20 protein-coding genes and 1 pseudogene are annotated in these 18,111 nt (G+C 73.8%); 5 read left to right on the forward strand and 16 right to left on the reverse strand.

The annotated features are described in order from the left end of the window. Positions 1-14: 14 nt before the first annotated feature. Genes AB0G63_RS05750 through AB0G63_RS05765 form a run of 4 tightly spaced genes read left to right on the forward strand, consistent with a single transcriptional unit; the run spans position 15 to position 4,622 of the window. On the forward strand, positions 15-1,187 hold the full coding sequence (locus AB0G63_RS05750; protein ID WP_360744792.1) for an ADP-ribosylglycohydrolase family protein: 1,173 nt from the start codon (positions 15-17) through the stop codon (positions 1,185-1,187). Continuing rightward, entirely contained in the window at positions 1,175-2,596 is a 1,422-nt protein-coding gene (locus AB0G63_RS05755; protein WP_360744794.1) for an ADP-ribosylglycohydrolase family protein, read from the forward strand. Before AB0G63_RS05750 ends, AB0G63_RS05755 begins: the two co-directional genes overlap by 13 nt. Further along, the gene (locus AB0G63_RS05760) at positions 2,593-3,816 is read left to right on the forward strand and encodes a CoA transferase (RefSeq protein WP_360744797.1); all 1,224 of its coding nucleotides are present in this window, start codon (positions 2,593-2,595) and stop codon (positions 3,814-3,816) included. Before AB0G63_RS05755 ends, AB0G63_RS05760 begins: the two co-directional genes overlap by 4 nt. Then, complete coding sequence (locus AB0G63_RS05765; protein WP_360744800.1) at positions 3,813-4,622, forward strand: aldolase/citrate lyase family protein; 810 nt, start codon at positions 3,813-3,815, stop codon at positions 4,620-4,622. The genes AB0G63_RS05760 and AB0G63_RS05765 overlap by 4 nt, the downstream gene beginning before the upstream one ends. Positions 4,623-4,628: 6 nt before the next feature. Here the strand turns inward: AB0G63_RS05765 and lgt are convergent, their stop codons facing one another. The 10 genes from lgt to hisI all read right to left on the reverse strand — a co-directional run bounded on the left by lgt (position 4,629) and on the right by hisI (position 14,432). Then, a complete protein-coding gene (gene lgt / locus AB0G63_RS05770) occupies positions 4,629-5,750 on the reverse strand; it encodes a prolipoprotein diacylglyceryl transferase (RefSeq protein WP_360744803.1) in 1,122 nt (373 codons plus the stop codon). A 475-nt stretch (positions 5,751-6,225) separates the two neighbouring features. Next, positions 6,226-7,005, reverse strand: a complete 780-nt coding sequence (locus AB0G63_RS05775; RefSeq protein WP_360744806.1) for a thioredoxin domain-containing protein — start codon at positions 7,003-7,005, stop codon at positions 6,226-6,228. Positions 7,006-7,101: 96 nt separating this feature from the next. Then, complete coding sequence (gene trpA, locus AB0G63_RS05780) at positions 7,102-7,920, reverse strand: tryptophan synthase subunit alpha (protein WP_360744809.1); 819 nt, start codon at positions 7,918-7,920, stop codon at positions 7,102-7,104. Continuing rightward, positions 7,917-9,200 (reverse strand): tryptophan synthase subunit beta, encoded by a 1,284-nt coding sequence (gene trpB, locus AB0G63_RS05785; RefSeq protein ID WP_360744812.1) that lies wholly within the window; start codon positions 9,198-9,200, stop codon positions 7,917-7,919. The genes trpA and trpB overlap by 4 nt, the downstream gene beginning before the upstream one ends. Positions 9,201-9,509: 309 nt before the next feature. Then, on the reverse strand, positions 9,510-10,319 hold the full coding sequence (gene trpC / locus AB0G63_RS05790; RefSeq protein WP_360744815.1) for an indole-3-glycerol phosphate synthase TrpC: 810 nt from the start codon (positions 10,317-10,319) through the stop codon (positions 9,510-9,512). Positions 10,320-10,510: 191 nt separating this feature from the next. Continuing rightward, positions 10,511-10,957, reverse strand: a complete 447-nt coding sequence (locus AB0G63_RS05795; RefSeq protein WP_360744818.1) for a DUF2752 domain-containing protein — start codon at positions 10,955-10,957, stop codon at positions 10,511-10,513. A 256-nt stretch (positions 10,958-11,213) separates the two neighbouring features. Beyond that, positions 11,214-11,471 carry an HGxxPAAW family protein gene (locus tag AB0G63_RS05800; protein ID WP_360744821.1) on the reverse strand — a complete coding sequence of 86 codons (258 nt, stop codon included), beginning with the start codon at positions 11,469-11,471 and terminating at the stop codon, positions 11,214-11,216. 290 nt (positions 11,472-11,761) lie between these two features. Next, a complete protein-coding gene (locus AB0G63_RS05805) occupies positions 11,762-12,403 on the reverse strand; it encodes a TIGR02234 family membrane protein (RefSeq protein ID WP_360744824.1) in 642 nt (213 codons plus the stop codon). 77 nt (positions 12,404-12,480) lie between these two features. Beyond that, on the reverse strand, positions 12,481-13,977 hold the full coding sequence (locus AB0G63_RS05810; RefSeq protein WP_360744827.1) for an anthranilate synthase component I: 1,497 nt from the start codon (positions 13,975-13,977) through the stop codon (positions 12,481-12,483). Between the two features lie 11 nt (positions 13,978-13,988). Next, complete coding sequence (hisI, locus tag AB0G63_RS05815; RefSeq protein WP_360744830.1) at positions 13,989-14,432, reverse strand: phosphoribosyl-AMP cyclohydrolase; 444 nt, start codon at positions 14,430-14,432, stop codon at positions 13,989-13,991. 120 nt (positions 14,433-14,552) lie between these two features. Here hisI and AB0G63_RS05820 point away from each other — a divergent pair, with 120 nt between their 5' ends. Beyond that, the gene (locus AB0G63_RS05820) at positions 14,553-15,188 is read left to right on the forward strand and encodes a TIGR03085 family metal-binding protein (RefSeq protein WP_360744833.1); all 636 of its coding nucleotides are present in this window, start codon (positions 14,553-14,555) and stop codon (positions 15,186-15,188) included. Between the two features lie 31 nt (positions 15,189-15,219). On the opposite strand, the pseudogene AB0G63_RS05825 reads toward AB0G63_RS05820, so the two are convergent. From AB0G63_RS05825 to AB0G63_RS05850, 6 genes and pseudogenes are all read right to left on the reverse strand, one after another. Next, positions 15,220-15,336: pseudogene (locus tag AB0G63_RS05825) on the reverse strand (MFS transporter); the annotation flags it as partial. A gap of 15 nt (positions 15,337-15,351) precedes the next feature. Further along, positions 15,352-16,107, reverse strand: a complete 756-nt coding sequence (gene hisF, locus AB0G63_RS05830) for an imidazole glycerol phosphate synthase subunit HisF (RefSeq protein ID WP_360744836.1) — start codon at positions 16,105-16,107, stop codon at positions 15,352-15,354. Between the two features lie 53 nt (positions 16,108-16,160). Next, positions 16,161-16,553, reverse strand: coding sequence for a RidA family protein (locus tag AB0G63_RS05835; RefSeq protein ID WP_324783692.1), 393 nt, complete (start codon positions 16,551-16,553; stop codon positions 16,161-16,163). A gap of 16 nt (positions 16,554-16,569) precedes the next feature. Further along, positions 16,570-17,292, reverse strand: coding sequence for a bifunctional 1-(5-phosphoribosyl)-5-((5-phosphoribosylamino)methylideneamino)imidazole-4-carboxamide isomerase/phosphoribosylanthranilate isomerase PriA (gene priA / locus AB0G63_RS05840; protein ID WP_360744839.1), 723 nt, complete (start codon positions 17,290-17,292; stop codon positions 16,570-16,572). A 4-nt stretch (positions 17,293-17,296) separates the two neighbouring features. Beyond that, complete coding sequence (gene hisH, locus AB0G63_RS05845; RefSeq protein ID WP_360744842.1) at positions 17,297-17,950, reverse strand: imidazole glycerol phosphate synthase subunit HisH; 654 nt, start codon at positions 17,948-17,950, stop codon at positions 17,297-17,299. Continuing rightward, entirely contained in the window at positions 17,947-18,111 is a 165-nt protein-coding gene (locus AB0G63_RS05850; protein ID WP_360744845.1) for a hypothetical protein, read from the reverse strand. Before AB0G63_RS05850 ends, hisH begins: the two co-directional genes overlap by 4 nt.

Here is an 18,111-nt window from a genome sequence, read left to right on the forward strand (position 1 = left end):
CACCCACATCGCCCATGACACCCGTTGCGGCGGGAAGGGAGGAAACGCTGGAGGGCAGGATCACCGGCGCCCTGGTCGGCGCGGCGGTCGGCGACGCCCTCGGCGGACCGGTCGAGGGCTACTCCCCCGACCAGATCCGCCGGCGCCACGGCGGCCGCGTCGCCGGGATCGTCGGCCCCTGGCACGGCGACGCCTGGCGCACCGCCCGCCCCCTCGCCCCGTACCACAAGGGCGACGGCCACGTCACCGACGACACGTTGATGACGCACGCCCTGGTACGGGTCTACGCGACCGTCCGCGACCACCTCGACGCCTACGCCGTCGCGGACCACCTGGTCCCCGACCTGATGACCAACCCGCGCTGGATCCCGGAACTGGAGGCGGAGGCGCTGCCGTTGCAGCGGATCTTCCTCGCCGAGAAGTGGCTGGTGGCCCGACTGCACTACGGCCACGCCGATCCCCGCGAGGCCGGCGTCGGCAACATCGTCAACTGCGGTGCCGCGATGTACATGGCCCCGGTCGGCCTGGCCAACGCGGCCAACCCGGCGGGCGCCTACGCCGAGGCCCTGGACGTCGCGGGCGCCCACCAGTCGTCGTACGGCAGAGAGGCGGCGGGTGTCTTCGCCGCGGCGGTGGCGGCGGCGTGCGCGCCCGGGGCGAGCCCGGACTCGGTCGTCGCGGCCTGCCTGTCGCCGGCGAAGGACGGCACGCGGGCGGCGATCGAGCGGGTCTGCGAAGTGGCCGCCCGTCACTCGGACTTCGAGTCGGCCCTGATCCCGCTGCGGGAGGCGGTGGCCCCGTACGACACCGTGGGCCCGGACTACCGGCAGCCCTCCCTCGGCGCCCGCCGCCCCTCCCGCCTGCACGCGATCGAGGAACTGCCCGTCGCGCTCGGCATGCTGGTGGTCGCCGGCGGCGACTTCCGGCAGGCGGTCCTGGGCGCGGTGAACTACGGGCGCGACTGCGACTCCATCGCGACGATGGCGGGCGCGCTGGCCGGGGCCCTGGGCTCCCCGGTCCCGGAGGACTGGGCGAGGACGGTCGCCGAGGCCAGCCGCCTGGACCTGTGGGAACCGGCGCGGACGCTCACCGGTGTGGCCCGGGAGATCTTCGCCCGGGACGTGCGCCGGCGCCGGGCGCACGAGGCGGCGTTCGCCGGGATCGGGGGCCCGGCGTGCTGCGACTGACGTGGGTCCAGCCGGAGGACCTGATCGGCCACGAACTGCGCCAGGCGGCGCTGGACGGCCGCGAGCCCTCCGCGATCGCGGCGCGCTGGCGGGCGGCGGGCGGCCGGCCGGCGCCGCCGCGGGCGGGCGCGTCGTCCGAACCGGCCTCGCGTTACCTCCGGCTGCTCGCCGAGGACCTGCTCGACGAACTGGCCGAGCTGCCGAGCGCCCTGACGGAACGTGAGCCGACGGACCTGGAGCAGATCAAGGCGCTGTGCCCGGACTGGCCCGCCGCCGGCCCCGCCGTACGCCTCGACCCGGCCCGCGTCGCCCCGGCCCGCCTCGGCCCTACCCGCATCGCCCCGGCCCGCCTCGACCCCGCCCGGCTGGAGGCGGCCTGGCTCGGGCGGGCCGTCGGCTGCCTCCTCGGCAAGCCCGTCGAGAAGCTCCCCCTCGAGGGCATCCGGCAACTGGCCGAAGCCACCGGCAACCGGCCGCTGCACACGTACTTCACCGGCCGGGGAGTGCCCGCCGAGCTCTCCGCCCGGTTCCCCTTCAACCGCCGTTCGGCCCCGAACTCCCTCGCCGAGAACATCGACGGCATGCCGGAGGACGACGACCTCGACTACCCGCTGCTCAACCTGCTGTTGCTGCAACGCCACGGCAGGGGCTTCAGCACCGCGGACGTGGCGTCCCTCTGGCTGGACGAACTCCCGGCGGGCCGCGCCTTCACCGCCGAGCGCGTCGCCTACCGCAATCTCCTCAGCGGTGTGGAACCCCCGCGCACGGCCCGCCACCGCAACCCCTTCCGCGAGTGGATCGGGGCCCTGATCCGCGCCGACGTCCACGGCTGGACCAACCCCGGCGACCCGGCGGCCGCGGCCGCCCAGGCCCACCGCGACGCCACCCTCACACACACCGCCAACGGCGTCTACGCGGCGATGTTCACCGCCGCCGTCATCGCGCGGGCCGCCACCGGCGCCCACGACGTGCACGCCTGCCTGCGCACCGGCCTCGCCGTGGTCCCCCCTGACTCCCGGCTGGCCCGGGCCGTTCGCCACGCCGTCCGGCTGGCGCGGCGGCACGCGGACTTCGACCGGGTCGTCGACGAGCTGCACGCCACCCACTCCCCCGCCCATCACTGGGTGCACGCCGTGCCCAACACGGCGCTCGTCGCCGCCGCTCTCACCCACGCCGACGGCGACTTCACCGGCTCCGTCTGCCGCGTCGTGTCCGGCGGTTGGGACACCGACTCGAACGGCGCGACGGCGGGCAGCGTCAGCGCCCTCCTCGCCGGCGCCCCCGCCGCCCTCCCCGACCGCTGGACGGCCCCGCTGAAGAACCGGCTGGCCACCTCCGTCGCCGGTTTCGACGGCATCGGCTTCGACACCCTCGCCCACCTCACGCATCTGGAGGCGTCCCGCCCATGACCACCCCCGTCGCCCCCGCCCGGGACACCCGGGCCGACGCCCCGCTGACCGGCCTGCGCGTCCTCGACCTCGCCACCCTCTTCGCCGGTCCGCTCGCCGCGACGATGCTCGGCGACTTCGGCGCGGAGGTCGTCAAGGTCGAGCACCCCGACAGACCGGACCCCTCCCGCGGCCACGGCCCGTCGAAGAACGGTGTGGGGCTGTGGTGGAAGCTGCTGGGCCGCAACAAGCGCACCATCACCCTGGACCTGTCCCGGCCGGGCGGCCGCGCCACCCTGCTGCGGCTGGCCGCCGGGGCGGACGTGATCGTGGAGAACTTCCGCCCCGGCACGCTGGAGAAGTGGGACCTCGGCTGGCCGGAGCTGTCCGCCGTCAACCCGCGGCTGGTGCTCGCCCGGGTCACCGCCTTCGGCCAGTTCGGCCCCTATGCCCACCGGCCCGGCTTCGGCACCCTCGCCGAGGCGATGAGCGGCTTCGCCGCGATCACCGGCGAGCCGGACGGGCCGCCGACGCTCCCGCCGTTCGGCCTCGCCGACTCGATCACGGGCCTGGCGACGGCGTACGCGGTGATGACGGCGCTGGCCGCGCGCGAGCGCACCGGCGAGGGCCAGGTCGTCGACATGGCGATCATCGAGCCGATCCTGACCGTCCTGGGGCCCCACCCCCTCTGGTACGACCAGCTCGGCCACGTCCAGCCCCGCACCGGCAACCGCTCCCAGAACAACGCCCCGCGCGGCACCTACCTCACCGCCGACGGCTCCTGGGTGGCCGTGTCCACCTCCGCCCAGTCCGTCGCCGAGCGCGTCATGCACCTGGTGGGACGGCCGGAGCTGATCGACGAGCCGTGGTTCGCGACGGGCGACGGCCGGGCCCGGCACGCGGACGTCCTGGACCGGGCGGTCGGCGGCTGGATCGCCGGGCGCACCCGCGACGACGTGCTGGCCGCCTTCGAGAAGGCGGAGGCGGCGGTGGCCCCGGTCCAGGACGTACGGGAGGTGATGACGGACCCGCAGTACGCGGCGCTCGGCACGATCACCACCGTCGACGACCCCGACCTGGGGCCGCTGCGCATGCAGAACGTCCTCTTCCGGCTCTCCGCCACGCCCGGCGCGGTCCGCTGGGCGGGCCGGCCGCACGGCGCGGACACCGAGACGGTCCTGACGGAGCTGGGCCTGACCCCGGCCGAAGTGGCGGCCCTGCGGGCGGAAGGCGCCGTATGACGGTCCCGCTGACCTGGCTCTACGCCCCCGGCGACCGGCCGCACGTGGTCGCCAAGGCCCTGGTGTCCGGCGCCGACGTGGTGGTGATCGACCTGGAGGACGCGGTCGCGCCCGACCGCAAGGAGTACGCCCGGGCCGCCACCGCCGACCTGCTGCGCGCGCCGCAGCCGGTCCCGGTGCACGTCCGTGTGAACGCCCTCGACGGCCCGTCGGCGGCCTTGGACCTGGCGGCTCTGGCGGCGTTGCCCGGGGTGTCCGGCCTGCGCCTGCCGAAGGTGACGGGCCCCGAACAGGTGGTCCGTGTCGCGCGGACGACGGCTCCGGCGCTGTACGCCCTGCTGGAGACGGCCCTGGCCGTGGAACGCGCGCACGCCATCGCCGCGGCCCACCCCGCGCTGCGCGGCATCTCGCTCGGTGAGGCGGATCTCCGTGCCGACCTGGGCGTCCGCGACGACGCGGGCCTCGACTGGCCCCGCTCCCGGATCGTGGTGGCCGCCCGGGCGGCGGGGCTGCCGCCACCGCCGCAGTCGGTCCACCAGGACATCCGCGACCTGGAGGGCCTGGCCGCGTCCTGCGCGCGCGGCCGCGCCCTCGGCTTCCTGGGCCGGGCGGCCGTCCATCCCCGGCAACTGCCGGTCATCGAACGGGCCTACCTGCCCACCCGCAGGGAGGTGGAGGAGGCGGAAGCGGTCGTGAAGGCCGCGGAGGCGGAACAGGGCGCCCAGGCGCTGCCGGACGGCCGGTTCGTCGACGCGGCGGTGGTGGCGGCGGCCCGGCGGACGCTGGCGCTGGCCCGCCGGTCCTGACGGCCGTCAGCCCTGCTTCGCCGACTCCGCCGCGTCCTTCGTCCCGGTCTCGGTCTCGGTCTCGGTGTCGTCCGTCGTGTCTTCCTTCGCCGCGGCCCGCGCCTCGTCCCCGGCACCGGCCTCGGCCTTGGCCTTGGCCTCCGGCTTGGACTCGGCCTCGGACTCGGGCTCGGTTCCCGCCTTGTCCGACGTCTCCGCGGCGTGGGCCGCGCCCGGGACGCCGTCGGCGTCGGTGCCGGTGCCGGTGCCGGTGTCGGTGTCGGTGTCGCTCTTCGCGCCGGCCGCCGCCTCGTCCGCGGCGGCCTCCTCGGCCGCCCCCGGTTCCACGACCGCTTCCCGGCCGGGCCGCTTCTTCGCCGACACGACGATGTACGTCACCGCCAGCAGGAACACCACCAGCGCGGTCCAGTCGTTCAGCCGCAGGCCCAGGATGTGGTGGGCGTCGTCGACCCGCATGTACTCGATCCACGCCCGGCCCACGCAGTACGCGGCGACGTACAGGGCGAAGGCCCGCCCGTGCCCCAGCTTGAAGCGGCGGTCGGCCCAGATGACCAGCAGGGCGACGCCGACGCACCACAGGGACTCGTAGAGGAACGTCGGGTGGTAGTACCCGGGCACCCGGCCGTCCGCGGACGACGTGATGTGCAGCGCCCATGGAACGTCGGTCGCCTTGCCGTAGAGCTCCTGGTTGAACCAGTTGCCCCAGCGGCCGATCGCCTGCGCGAGCGCGATGCCGGGCGCGACGGCGTCGGCGTACGCGGGCATCGGCACGCCCCGGCGCCGGGCGCCGATCCACGCGCCGAGCGCGCCGAGCGCGATCGCGCCCCAGATGCCGAGGCCGCCCTCCCAGACCTTGAAGGCGTCCACCCAGTCACGGCCGTCGCTGAAGTACAGCTCGTAGTCCGTGATCACGTGGTAGAGGCGGCCGCCGACGAGGCCGAACGGCACGGCCCAGACCGCGATGTCGGCCACCGTGCCGGCCCGCCCGCCGCGGGCGATCCAGCGCTTGTTGCCGAGCCAGACGGCAACGAAGACGCCGATGATGATGCAGAACGCGTAGCCGCGCAGCGGAATGGGGCCGAGGTACAGCACCCCGCGCGACGGGCTGGGAATGTAGGCAAGTTCCATGGCAGGGTCGACGCTACCGTGCCCGGCCGGGCACGCGGTGTGCGGCCGGGCTACGGGTCCATAACAGGGGCGTGTGAATCGCTCACCGTTCCTGAGCGGCGAGCAGGACTGAGTCCGCACGCCGGCACGCCCCGAACGGTCCTGGGCGTTCCCCCGCTGCCTCAAGGGCGTGGGAGGTGCCCCCAGGTCCCCGGCGTACTCAGCCCCGGGGTGGCGACACGCATCCTGTGCGTGGTCCGATCCCCAGGAGGCCGGTTCCCTCACGACCTGGCCAGGCGGGTACGGCCAGAGGCGACGGGGAGGCCCCGGACGATCTCTCCGGTGGAACGGGGCCCACACGCTGGCACCGCACCCCGCGTCCCAGATCGCACGATCACGTTAGTCCGGTCGGCCCAGCGTGCCGCAAGTCCCGGAGCCGACCGTCACACGATCGAGCTAAACCGACCTCGTACCCGCTCACCGCCGACCAGTTGCCCTACCCCTTGGCGGCGGCCTCCTGCACCAGTTGCTTCAGCTTCGCGGGGGTCATCGTGCGGTCCTGGTAGATGTTCTTGCCGTTGAGCAGCACGGTCGGCGTGCCGCTGAAACCGCCGGAGCGGAAGGCCTGCTGGGACCGGGCGACCCAGCCGTTGTGGGTGCCGTCCTGCACGCAGGTGCGGAACGCCGCCGTGTCCAAGCCGCCGACCTTGCCCGCCAGCGCGATCAGCTTGGCGTCCTTGGCGTAGGCGTCGTCGGTCTCGGTGGGCTGGTTGTCGTAGAGCACGTCGTGGTACGCGGGGAACTTCCCGGCGTCCTGGGCGCAGGCCGCCGCGTTGGCCGCGGTGCGCGAGCCGGTGCCGCCGAGGTTGCCGTCGATGAGCGTGACCAGGCGGTATTCGATCTTGAGCTGGCCGGCGGCGGTCAGTTCGCGGAGCGTCGGACGGTAGGACGACTCGAAGGCCTTGCAGGCCGGGCAGCGGAAGTCCTCCCAGACCGTGAGCGTCGACGGGGCGCTCTCCTTGCCGACCGGGATCGCGAGGCCGTTCTTTCCCTGCGCTCCCGAGGGGGCCACCACCGGGCCCGCGGAGCCGCTGCCCTCCTCCTTGCCGGCGTTCGCGGCGATCACGCCGATCACCGCCGCGAGGCCCAGGACGCAGACGACGCCCGCGCCCACGATCAGCGCCCGCCTGCGCTTGTCCGCGGCTTTCTGCTTCTCGCGCTCGACCGCCAGTCGCTCGCGGGCGGTGCGCTTTCCCTCTCGGTTCTTCTCGCTCACACCCCCAGAACGAACCGGGGAGGCGCGAAGCGCCTCCCCGGTCCCAGCTCCACCCGTTCGAGTGACTCGCGCCACACGCACGGGAATGTCCCCCCGTTACGCCTGCCCGCGCACGCCCTTCGCCAGCTCACCGGCGAGCGCGCGCACGGCCGCGAGGCCGGCCGTCTCGTCCGGCGCGTCCAGCAGCAGCTTCACGAACGCCGAGCCGACGATCACGCCGTCGGCGAAGCCGGCGACCTGCGCGGCCTGACGGGCGTCGGAGACCCCGAGCCCGACGCAGACGGGCAGGCCGGTGCCGGTGGCCCGGGTCCGCTCCACCAGTTCCTGGGCCTGCGCGCCGACCGACTCGCGGGTGCCGGTGACGCCCATCAGCGAGGCGGCGTAGACGAAGCCGCTGCCCGCCGCGGTGATCCGCGCGAGCCGCTCGTCCTTGCTGCTGGGCGCCACGACGAAGACCGTCGCGAGCCCGTGCTTCTCCGCGTGCTCCCGCCACAGGGCGGACTCCTGCACCGGCAGGTCGGGCAGGATGCAGCCCGCGCCGCCAGCCTCCGCCAGCTCGGCGGTGAAGCGCTCGACGCCGTACCGGTCGATGGGGTTCCAGTACGTCATCACGAGCACCGGCTTCCCGGTCGCCTCGTGGACCTCGCTGACCGTGCGCATCACGTGCGCGATCTTGACGCCGCCGCGCAGGGCGACGTCGTCGGCGGTCTGGATGACGGGGCCGTCGAGGACGGGGTCGCTGTGCGGCAGTCCGACCTCGACGACGTCCGCGCCGCCGTCGAGGACGGCCTTGATCGCCTCGATGCCGCCGTCCACGGTCGGGAACCCGGCCGGGAGGTAGGCGATGAGCGCCGCGCGTCCCTCCGCCTTCGCGGCGGCGAGGGTCTCGGTCAGCAGCTGGATCTTCCCGCTCACTTGGCGTCCCCCTCGATCTCCGCGGTGTCGGCCTCGTCGGCGGCGACCTCCGCGTCGGTGTCGTACAGGCCGAAGTACCTGGCGGCCGTGTCCATGTCCTTGTCGCCGCGGCCGGACAGGTTGACGACGATCAGCCCGTCCCTGCCGAGCTCCCTGCCGACCTCCAGGGCGCCGGCCAGCGCGTGGGCGCTCTCGATGGCCGGGATGATGCCCTCGGTGCGCGACAGCAGCCGCAGCGCCTGCATGGCCGCGTCGTCGGTGACCGCGCGGTACTCGCCGCGGCCGGATTCCTTGAGGTAGGCGTGCTCGGGTCCGATGCCGGGGTAGTCCAGGCCGGCCGAGATCGAGTACGGCTCGGTGATCTGGCCCTCCTCGTCCTGCAGGACGTAGGACCGGGAGCCGTGCAGGATGCCGGGCTCGCCCGCGGTGAGGGTGGCCGCGTGCTCGCCGGTCTCGACGCCGTGTCCCGCGGGCTCGCAGCCGACGAGGCGGACGCCCTCGTCCGGGATGAAGGCGTGGAAGAGGCCGATGGCGTTGGAGCCGCCGCCGACGCAGGCGACGGCGGCGTCGGGCAGCCGCCCGGCTCGTTCGAGCAGCTGGCGCCGGGCCTCGACGCCGATGACGCGGTGGAAGTCGCGGACCATGGCCGGGAAGGGGTGCGGGCCGGCGACGGTGCCGAAGAGGTAGTGGGTGCGGTCGACGTTGGCGACCCAGTCGCGGAACGCCTCGTTGATGGCGTCCTTGAGGGTGCGGCTGCCGGACTTCACGGCGACGACCTCGGCGCCGAGCATGCGCATGCGGGCCACGTTGAGGGCCTGGCGCCGGGTGTCGATCTCGCCCATGTAGATGGTGCACTCGAGGCCGAACAGGGCGCAGGCGGTGGCGGTGGCGACGCCGTGCTGCCCGGCGCCGGTCTCGGCGATGACGCGGGTCTTGCCCATGCGCTTGGTGAGCAGGGCCTGCCCGAGCACGTTGTTGATCTTGTGGGAGCCGGTGTGGTTGAGGTCTTCCCGCTTCAGGAAGACCCGGGCTCCGCCGGCGTGCTCGGCGAACCGGGGCACCTCGGTCAGGGCGCTGGGACGGCCGGTGTAGTTGGCGAGGAGGTCGTCGAGCTCGCGCGCGAACTCGGGGTCGGACTTGGCCTTGTCGTACTCGACGGCGACCTCGTCCACGGCGGCGACGAGCGCCTCCGGGATGAACTTGCCGCCGAACGCGCCGAAGTAGCCGTCGGCGCTGGGGACCCGCCCCTCGGGGTCGGGAACGAAGAACTCGCTGGGCATGCGGAAACCTCACGGTGAGTGCGTGAAAAGACACTGGTCGCCGTGGGGGCGGGGATCGTCAGCCGGCTGTGGGCCGGTCAATGGGCTGTGGGCCGGTCGCGCAGTTCCCCGCGCCCCTGGGCCCGCCGCCATCGACGCCCGTTCACCTGGCCGGGCTCGTCCCCGATGACGTACCTGACCCTGCGGCCGTGCACCCTGCGCGCGGGCGCGCGGCAGCCACGCGGGCGGCAGCCGCGCGCGAGGCGGGCGTGCCGGTCCGTGCTGGTCGGGGTGATCGCGGGGGTCATCGGTGCCCAGCCTACCGGGGGGTCAGTCCCGGCCGTGCCGCAGCGCGGGATGCGTGCCGGCCGCCACCAGGTCGGAGACCGCCGCCCTGGGGTCGCGCCCGGTGACGAGGGACTCGCCGACCAGGACGGCGTCGGCCCCGGCGTTGGCGTAGGCGATGAGGTCGTGCGGCCCGCGCACCCCGGACTCGGCGATCTTGACGATGCCGTCGGGGATCTCCGGCGCGACGCGCTCGAACGTCCCGCGGTCGACCTCCAGGGTCTTCAGGTTGCGCGCGTTGACGCCGATCACCCGTGCGCCGGCGTCCACCGCACGGTCGACCTCGTCCTCGTCGTGCACCTCGACCAGCGGGGTCAGGCCGATGGACACGGCGCGCTCGATCAGCGACTCCAGCGCCGGCTGGTCCAGGGCGGCCACGATCAGCAGCGCGAGGTCGGCCCCGTAGGCCCGGGCCTCCCACAGCTGGTACGACGTGACGATGAAGTCCTTGCGCAGCACGGGGATGTCCACGCGCGCGCGGACCGCCTCGAGGTCGGCCAGCGAGCCGCCGAAGCGGCGCTGCTCGGTGAGGACGGAGATGACGGCCGCGCCGCCCGCCTCGTAGTCGGCGGCGAGTCCGGCCGGGTCGGCGATCGCGGCCAGCGCGCCCTTGGACGGGCTGGAGCGCTTGACCTCGCAGATCACCTTGACGCCGTCGCCCTTGAGCGCGGCGATGCCGTCCTTGGCCGAGGGCGCCTTCGCCGCGCGCTCCTTGAGCTCGTCGAGGCTGACGCGCGCCTGCCGCTCCGCGAGGTCGGCACGGACTCCGTCGATGATCTCGTCGAGCACACTCACGCGAGCGGCCCCCTTCCAGACGGTTGACTGTTCAAGCGGTTGACCCGCGGGGGATACCGATGGCCACTGTGATGGTATCCGGAGCCGGGCGCAGCCTACGCATCCGGTCGCCCCCGGTCCCTCCACGACCCTCGAACCAGCTTCGCAGACTCGGGCGGGAGGTACCCCCATCCTGGACGTTCCCCAGTTGATCAAGGATGCAGCCAGCCACCGAACGGCAGGTTACGGACAACGGTGAACACCAGCAGCAACGCGCCCGCCGTCCACAGGGGCACCGGCCCGGGCTCGATCCGCAGCGGCCGTCCGCGCGCGGCCCGGACCACCCATACGGTCCACAGCACGGCGAAGCCCAGATAGCCGGCCACGGCCGGCGCGTTGTCCCGCAGCGCCGCCGCGAAGTCGCCGTGGACGAACGCGTGCGCGCTGCGCAGGCCCCCGCAGCCCGGGCAGTAGACGCCGGTGTAGGCCAGCAGCGGGCAGGCGGGGTAGTGGCCGGGTTCGTTCGGGTCCACCGCGCCCACGTAGGCGAAGGCCACGGCGACGGCCGCGAGGATCCCGGCGGGCACGGCCAGCCGCGCCGCCGCGGTCCGGGGGTGCGGGTGCGTCGCCCTGGGAGGTTCGGCGTTCACACCGTGCATTGTGCCCCGTACGGGCCGCACGCGCGCGTGAGCCGTATCCGCAATCCGCTCCGCACCGCACGCGCGCGTGGCGGCCGTCGTCAAGGCCCTGTTCGGGGGCGTCAGTCACTCCGCTCCGCACGCGCGCGTGGCGGCCGTCGCGTGGGGTCACGGTGCGGGACCGCACCACGCGTGAGGGGCGGTCGCGGTACGCGCACAGTACCGTCACCGCCCCTCACGCGTGGTGCCGCGCGGAACCGTGGCCCCGCGGACGGGCTCAGCCCTGGACGTCGGCCGGCTTGCGCCCCGCCTCCACCCGCGCCTGGAACGCCTCGTGCGCGTCCTTGGGCTGCCCCATGCCCATCATCCTCATGATGCCGCCCACGACGCCGCCGCCGAGCACGAGGGCCATGCCGGCCCAGAAGCCCACGGGCTGGGCCGCCACCATGAAGGTGCCCGCGACGCAGAAACCGATGAAGGAGATGATGACACCGGTCCAGGCGGCCGGGGTGTGACCGTGGCTGCTGCCCGCCATGACTTGCTCCTCGTTGCTGTGAATGTGTCTGAGCCGGACGCTCGATGACATTGTCCCGCACCCCGGCACACGCGGGAGCCGGGGGTGGCCCCTGGTGCGTCGGCGCCCCGTGGGACCCGGGGACCCGACCGGCCCGGCCGCGGGTTCCGGACTCCGGTCCGGTCCCCCGGGGCCTGTCCGGCGGATCATGCCGGAGACGCGGGGCGTGGCACGCCCTCCCCCGGGAGGGGAGGGCGTGGGGCTGCAAGGCGCGCCGCCGGTTCCCTCCGGCTCGGCCCGCCGGACAGGCTTCAGGTGCCGGTCGGGTCCTCGCCGCGGTCGAGGGCCTTCCACAGGTCCTCGGGCCGGTCGGGGTCGACGGCCGGGGCCGTGCGGCGGGACCGGGGGGCGCCGCCTCGCTCGTAGCGGCCGGACATCGCGGGCCACAGCCGGCCGTAGCGCAGGGCGAGCAGCCCGGCCAGCAGGATCAGCGCGCCGCCGACGGCCGCGACGTACGGCCAGGCGGTGTGGCTGAGGCCGGCCACCGTGGCCGAGGTGTCTCCGGCGGCCTGCGCCGCCTTGTCGTCCAGCGCGGAGCCGTCGGATGCGCCGAGCAGGGCCGCGGCGATCGTGCCGGCCCCGGACAGCGCGAGCAGGGCGGCCACCAGCAGGCGTCCGGACCTGCGGACGGCGAAGACGGCGACGAGCGCGGCCAGGCCCACTATGGCGAGGGCCGCGGGGACGCCGGTGACGTCGCTGCCCCTGGCGGTCAGCGGGAACGAGCCGCCGGCCACCGTCGCGGTCCCCTCCGACCAGCGCTGTCGGGTGGACAGCAGGGCCACGGCGGCGCCGAGGGCGCCGCACAGCAGGGCCAGCGCGAGACTCAGGCGGCCGGCCCTGGCGGGTCCTGCGGCTTCGGAACGGGGGTGAGGTACGGCAGTCACGTACTCCACTATCGCCTGTCCGGCGCCCGGCGCGTCAACCGGGGCCGTCGGGCGCCGGACAGGCGATGAACGTCAGGCGATGACCGTCAGGCCGTGGCCGTGCCCGGCCGGCCGAGCCGGCCCGCGGTGTGCACCGCGCGCAGGACGGCGGCCGCCTTGTTGCGGCACTCGTTGTCCTCCGCGACCGGGTCGGAGTCGGCGACGATGCCGGCTCCGGCCTGGACGTAGGCCGTGCCGCCGCGCAGCAGGGCGGTGCGGATGGCGATGGCGGTGTCCGAGTCGCCCGCGAAGTCGAGGTAGCCGACGCAGCCGCCGTACAGCCCGCGCCGGGACGGCTCGAGTTCGTCGATGATCTGCATGGCGCGTGGCTTGGGCGCGCCGGACAGGGTGCCCGCCGGGAAGCAGGCCGCCAGCACGTCGAAGGCGGTGCGGCCGGCCGCGACCCGGCCGGTGACGGTGGACACGATGTGCATCACGTGCGAGTACCGCTCGATGGACATGAAGTCGACGACCTCGACCGAGCCCGGTTCGCAGACGCGGCCCAGGTCGTTGCGTCCGAGGTCGACGAGCATCAGGTGCTCGGCGCGCTCCTTGGGGTCGGCGAGCAGTTCCTCGGCGAGGGCCTGGTCCTCCTGCGGGGTCGCTCCCCGCGGCCGGGTGCCGGCGATGGGGTGCACCATCGCCTGCCCGCCCTCGACCTTGACCAGGGCCTCCGGGGAGGAGCCGACGACGTCGAAGCCCTCGAAGCGGAACAGGTACATGTACGGTGAGGGGTTGGTCGCCCGCAGCACCCGGTACACGTCCAGCGCGCTCGCCGTGCACGGCGTCTCGAACCGCTGCGAGGGGACGACCTGGAAGGCCTCGCCCGCGCGGATGCGCTCCTTGATGTCCTCGACCGCGTCCCGGAAGTCGGGGCCGCCCCACAGCGCGGTGTACTCGGGGAGCTCGGAGGGCGGCAGGACGGCCGGGGGCTGGGCGACCGGGCGGGAGAGGTCGGCCTCCATGGCGTCCAGGCGGGCGACCGCGTCCGCGTACGCCTCGTCGACGCCGGTGTCGAGGTCGTTGTGGTTGATCGCGTTGGCGATCAGCAGGACCGAGCCCTCCCAGTGGTCCATGACCGCGAGGTCGCTGGTGAGCAGCATGGTCAGCTCGGGCAGCTTCAGGTCGTCCCGCTCGCCGGGGCCGATCTTCTCCAGGCGGCGCACGATGTCGTAGCCGAGGTAGCCGACCATGCCGCCGGTGAAGGGCGGCAGTCCGTCCTGGCGGGGAGTGTGCAGGGCCTCGATGGTGGCGCGCAGGACGGCCAGCGGGTCGCCGTCGGCCGGGACGCCGACGGGCGGGGTGCCGAGCCAGTGGGCCCGCCCGTCCCGCTCGGTGAGGGTGGCGGCCGAGCGGACGCCCACGAAGGAGTACCGCGACCAGGAACGGCCGTTCTCGGCGGACTCCAGCAGGAAGGTGCCGGGGCGTTCGGCGGCGAGCTTGCGGTAGAGCGCGACCGGGGTGTCGCCGTCGGCGAGGAGCTTGCGGGTGACCGGGATGACACGGCGGTCGGAGGCCAGCTTGCGGAACGTCTCGAGGTCCATGACGGCCGACCCTACTGATCCGCGCCCGGTACGCCGGAAACGGCGTCCTTCAGCAGCACGTCGGCGTCGAAACAGGTGCGGTCGCCGGTGTGGCAGGCGGCGCCGACCTGGTCGACCCGGACCAGCACGGTGTCCGCGTCGCAGTCCAGCGCGACCGACTTCACCCACTGGACGTGGCCGGAGGTGTCGCCCTTGACCCAGTACTCCTGGCGGCTGCGCGACCAGTACGTGCAGCGGCCGGTGGTCAGGGTGCGGTGGAGCGCCTCGTCGTCCATCCAGCCGAGCATCAGCACCTCTCCGGTGTCGTACTGCTGGGCGATGGCGGGCAGGAGGCCGTCGGCGCTGCGCCTGAGGCGCGCGGCGATCGCCGGGTCGAGGTTGCCGGGTGGAGCACTGTGGCGCGAAGCGCCTCGCTGAGGGGTGGCGGCCGGGTGGCGGGCGGGCGTGCTGGTCATGAGGCCCATTGTGCCGCGCGGGACGGACAGCGCCGGGGCTTTGTCCACGTGATGGGCAGTGCGGCGCGAACGGGCGTTCCCGACGGGTGGTGACCGGGCACGCGGTCGTAGGCTGACTGCATGTCGACCTTTGCCAAGCGTGAACGGCTTCTGCTCGCCGACCTCTTGGAAACCGCGGGTCCGGAGGCTCCGACCCTCTGCGAGGGGTGGCTGACCCGTGACCTGGCGGCCCACGTGGTGGTGCGCGAGCGCCGGCCCGACGCCGCCGGCGGCGTCCTCGTCAGACCGCTCGCGCCACGGCTGGAGCGGGTGATGGCGGAGTACGCCGCCAAGCCGTACGAGGAGCTGATCCAGCTCATCCGGACCGGCCCGCCGCGTTTCTCGCCCTTCTCGCTCAAGCAGGTCGACGAGATGGCGAACACCGTCGAGTTCTACGTCCACACCGAGGACGTCCGCCGCGCCCAGCCCGACTGGACGCCGCGCGAGCTCGACTCCGTCTTCCAGGACGCCCTGTGGTCCCGCCTGGAGCGCTCCGCCCGCCTGCTGGGCCGCGGCATCCCGACCGGTCTGGTGCTGCGCCGCCCGAACGGCCAGACGACGGTCGCGCACCGGGGCACGCCGGTGGTGACGGTGACCGGCGAGCCGTCCGAGCTGCTGCTGTTCTCCTACGGCCGGCAGAGCGTCGCCAAGGTCGAGGTGGAGGGCGACAGGGACGCGATCGCCAAGCTCGGCGCCACCAAGGAACTCGGCATCTGAGGTCAGCGGGGCGGTGCGGCGCGGCGCAACCCGGCACGCACAGGCCGACGACCCCGCCGGGTCCGCACACGCCCGCGCTGCCGACGAAGACCGGACCGGTCCCCCAGACCCCGGTCGCGGCCGCCGACGACGGCATGACGAGCGGGGCGGACTCCCGCGCCGCCTAGCGCACCGGGTGGCCGGCTTCGCGCAGGGTCTGCTTGACCTCGCCGATGCGCAGGTCGCCGAAGTGGAAGACGGACGCGGCGAGGACGGCGTCGGCGCCCGCGGCGATGGCCGGCGGGAAGTCGGTCAGCTTGCCGGCGCCGCCCGAGGCGATCAGCGGGACGGTGACGTGCTTGCGGACCGCGGCGATCATCTCCAGGTCGTAGCCGTCCTTGGTGCCGTCCGCGTCCATCGAGTTCAGCAGGATCTCGCCCGCGCCCAGTTCGGCCGCCCGGTGCGCCCACTCCACGGCGTCGATGCCGGTGCCCTTGCGGCCGCCGTGGGTCGTCACCTCGAAGCCGCCCGACGGGGTCCGGCGGGCGTCGACCGACAGCACCAGGACCTGTCGGCCGAAGCGCTCGGCGATCTCGCGGATGAGGTCGGGGCGGGCGATGGCCGCGGTGTTGACGCCGACCTTGTCCGCGCCCGCCCGCAGCAGCTTGTCCACGTCCTCGGCCGTCCGCACGCCGCCGCCGACCGTCAGCGGGATGAACACCTGCTCGGCGGTGCGGCGCACCACGTCGTACGTGGTCTCGCGGTTGCCCGAGGACGCGGTGATGTCCAGGAACGTCAGCTCGTCGGCGCCCTCGGCGTCGTACACCTTGGCCATCTCGACGGGGTCGCCCGCGTCGCGCAGGTTCTGGAAGTTGACGCCCTTGACGACCCGGCCGCCGTCCACGTCCAGGCAGGGGATGACTCGGACCGCCAGGGTCATGAATCCACGGCTCCTTACGAATGCACGAATGCGCCTACGCGCAGAAAACGGCTTCAGCCTCGGAAGGCTTCCAGTTCCACCGACACCAGCACGCGCGGGTCGACGAAGCCCTCCACCACCAGGAGGGTGGCGGCCGGGCGGACGCTGTCGAACAGCTCCTTGTGCGCCCGGCCCACCTCGTCGACGTCCCGCTGATGCGTCAGGTAGACGCGCGTGCGGATCACGGACTCGATGCCGAGCCCGAACTCGCCGATCGCCTCGACCGCGCTGGTGAAGGCCACCTTGGCCTGCTCGTACGGGTCGCCCTCCCCGTACAGCACGTCGCCCTTGAAGGACGTCGTGCCCGCCACCACCACCCGGTCTCCGGCCGCGACGGCGCGCGCAAAACCGAAGGACTCCTCCCAGGGACTTCCGCTCTGCACCCGCCGCACGGCTTCGGACGTCATGACACTGTGTCCCTTTTCAAGATGTAGCCTCCAGGGCCTCTTCCAGGGTGAACGCCTTCGCGTACAGGGCCTTCCCGACGATGGCCCCCTCGACACCGAGCGGCACCAGGCCGGCGATGGCCCGCAGGTCGTCCAGCGAGGAGACCCCGCCGGAGGCGACCACCGGGCGGTCCGTGGCCGCGCAGACGTTGCGCAGCAGTTCCAGGTTGGGGCCCTGCAGGGTGCCGTCCTTGGCGATGTCGGTGACGACGTACCGGGCGCAGCCCTCCTTGTCGAGCCGCTCCAGCGTCTCGTACAGGTCGCCGCCGTCGCGGGTCCAGCCGCGGCCGCGGAGCGTGGTGCCCCGTACGTCCAGACCGACGGCGATCTTGTCGCCGTGCTCGGCGATGACCCCGGCGACCCACTCGGGGGTCTCCAGCGCGGCCGTGCCGAGGTTGACCCGGGTGCAGCCGGTGGCGAGGGCCGCGGCGAGGGTGTCGTCGTCCCGGATGCCGCCGGACAGCTCCACCTTGATGTCCATCGCCCCGGCGACCTCCGCGATCAGGGCGCGGTTGTCGCCGGTGCCGAACGCGGCGTCCAGGTCGACCAGGTGCAGCCACTCGGCGCCCGACCGCTGCCAGGCGAGGGCCGCCTCCAGCGGGGAGCCGTACGAGGTCTCCGTGCCGGACTCGCCGTGCACCAGGCGGACGGCCTGGCCGTCACGAACGTCGACGGCGGGGAGGAGTTCGAGCTTGGCCATGTCTCTACAGGGTTCCGATCCAGTTGGTGAGCAGCTGCGCTCCGGCGTCGCCGGACTTCTCGGGGTGGAACTGCGTGGCCCACAGGGCGCCGTTCTCCACGGCCGCCACGAAGGGCTTGCCGTGCGTCGCCCAGGTGACCCTGGGGGCGTGCATGGTGGGGTTGTGCGTCTCGAGCGACCAGTCGTGGACGGCGTAGGAGTGCACGAAGTAGAAGCGCGCGTCCGCCTCCAGGCCCGCGAACAGCTCGGAGCCGGCCGGCGCGTCGACGGTGTTCCAGCCCATGTGCGGCACGATGTCGGCCTGCAGCGGCTCGACCGAGCCGGGCCACTCGTCGAGGCCCTCGGTCTCCACGCCGTGCTCGATGCCGCGCGCGAAGAGGATCTGCATGCCGACGCAGATGCCCATGACCGGGCGCCCGCCGGCCAGCCGGCGGTCGATGATCCAGTCGCCGCGGGCGTCCTTCAGGCCCCGCATGCAGGCGGCGAAGGCACCGACGCCCGGCACCAGGAGGCCGTCCGCGTTCATGGCCTGGTCGAAGTCGCGGGTGATCTCGACGTCCGCGCCCGCGCGCGCGAGGGCGCGCTCGGCGGAGCGGACGTTGCCGAAGCCGTAGTCGAAGACGACGACCTTCTTCGCCTTGGCCGATGGCGTGCTCAACTCCACACCTCCAGCCGCAGGATTCCGGCGGCCAGGCACATGGCGGCGCCGATGGACAGCAGCACGATCAGGCTCTTGGGCATCTGCTGCTTGACGAAGGAGATGACGCCGCCGATGAGGAACAGGCCGACGACGATCAGTACGGTGGACAGTCCGTTCAC

Origin of the sequence: Streptomyces sp. NPDC020996 (genome assembly GCF_040641355.1) — a bacterium.
Taxonomy (GTDB): domain Bacteria; phylum Actinomycetota; class Actinomycetes; order Streptomycetales; family Streptomycetaceae; genus Streptomyces.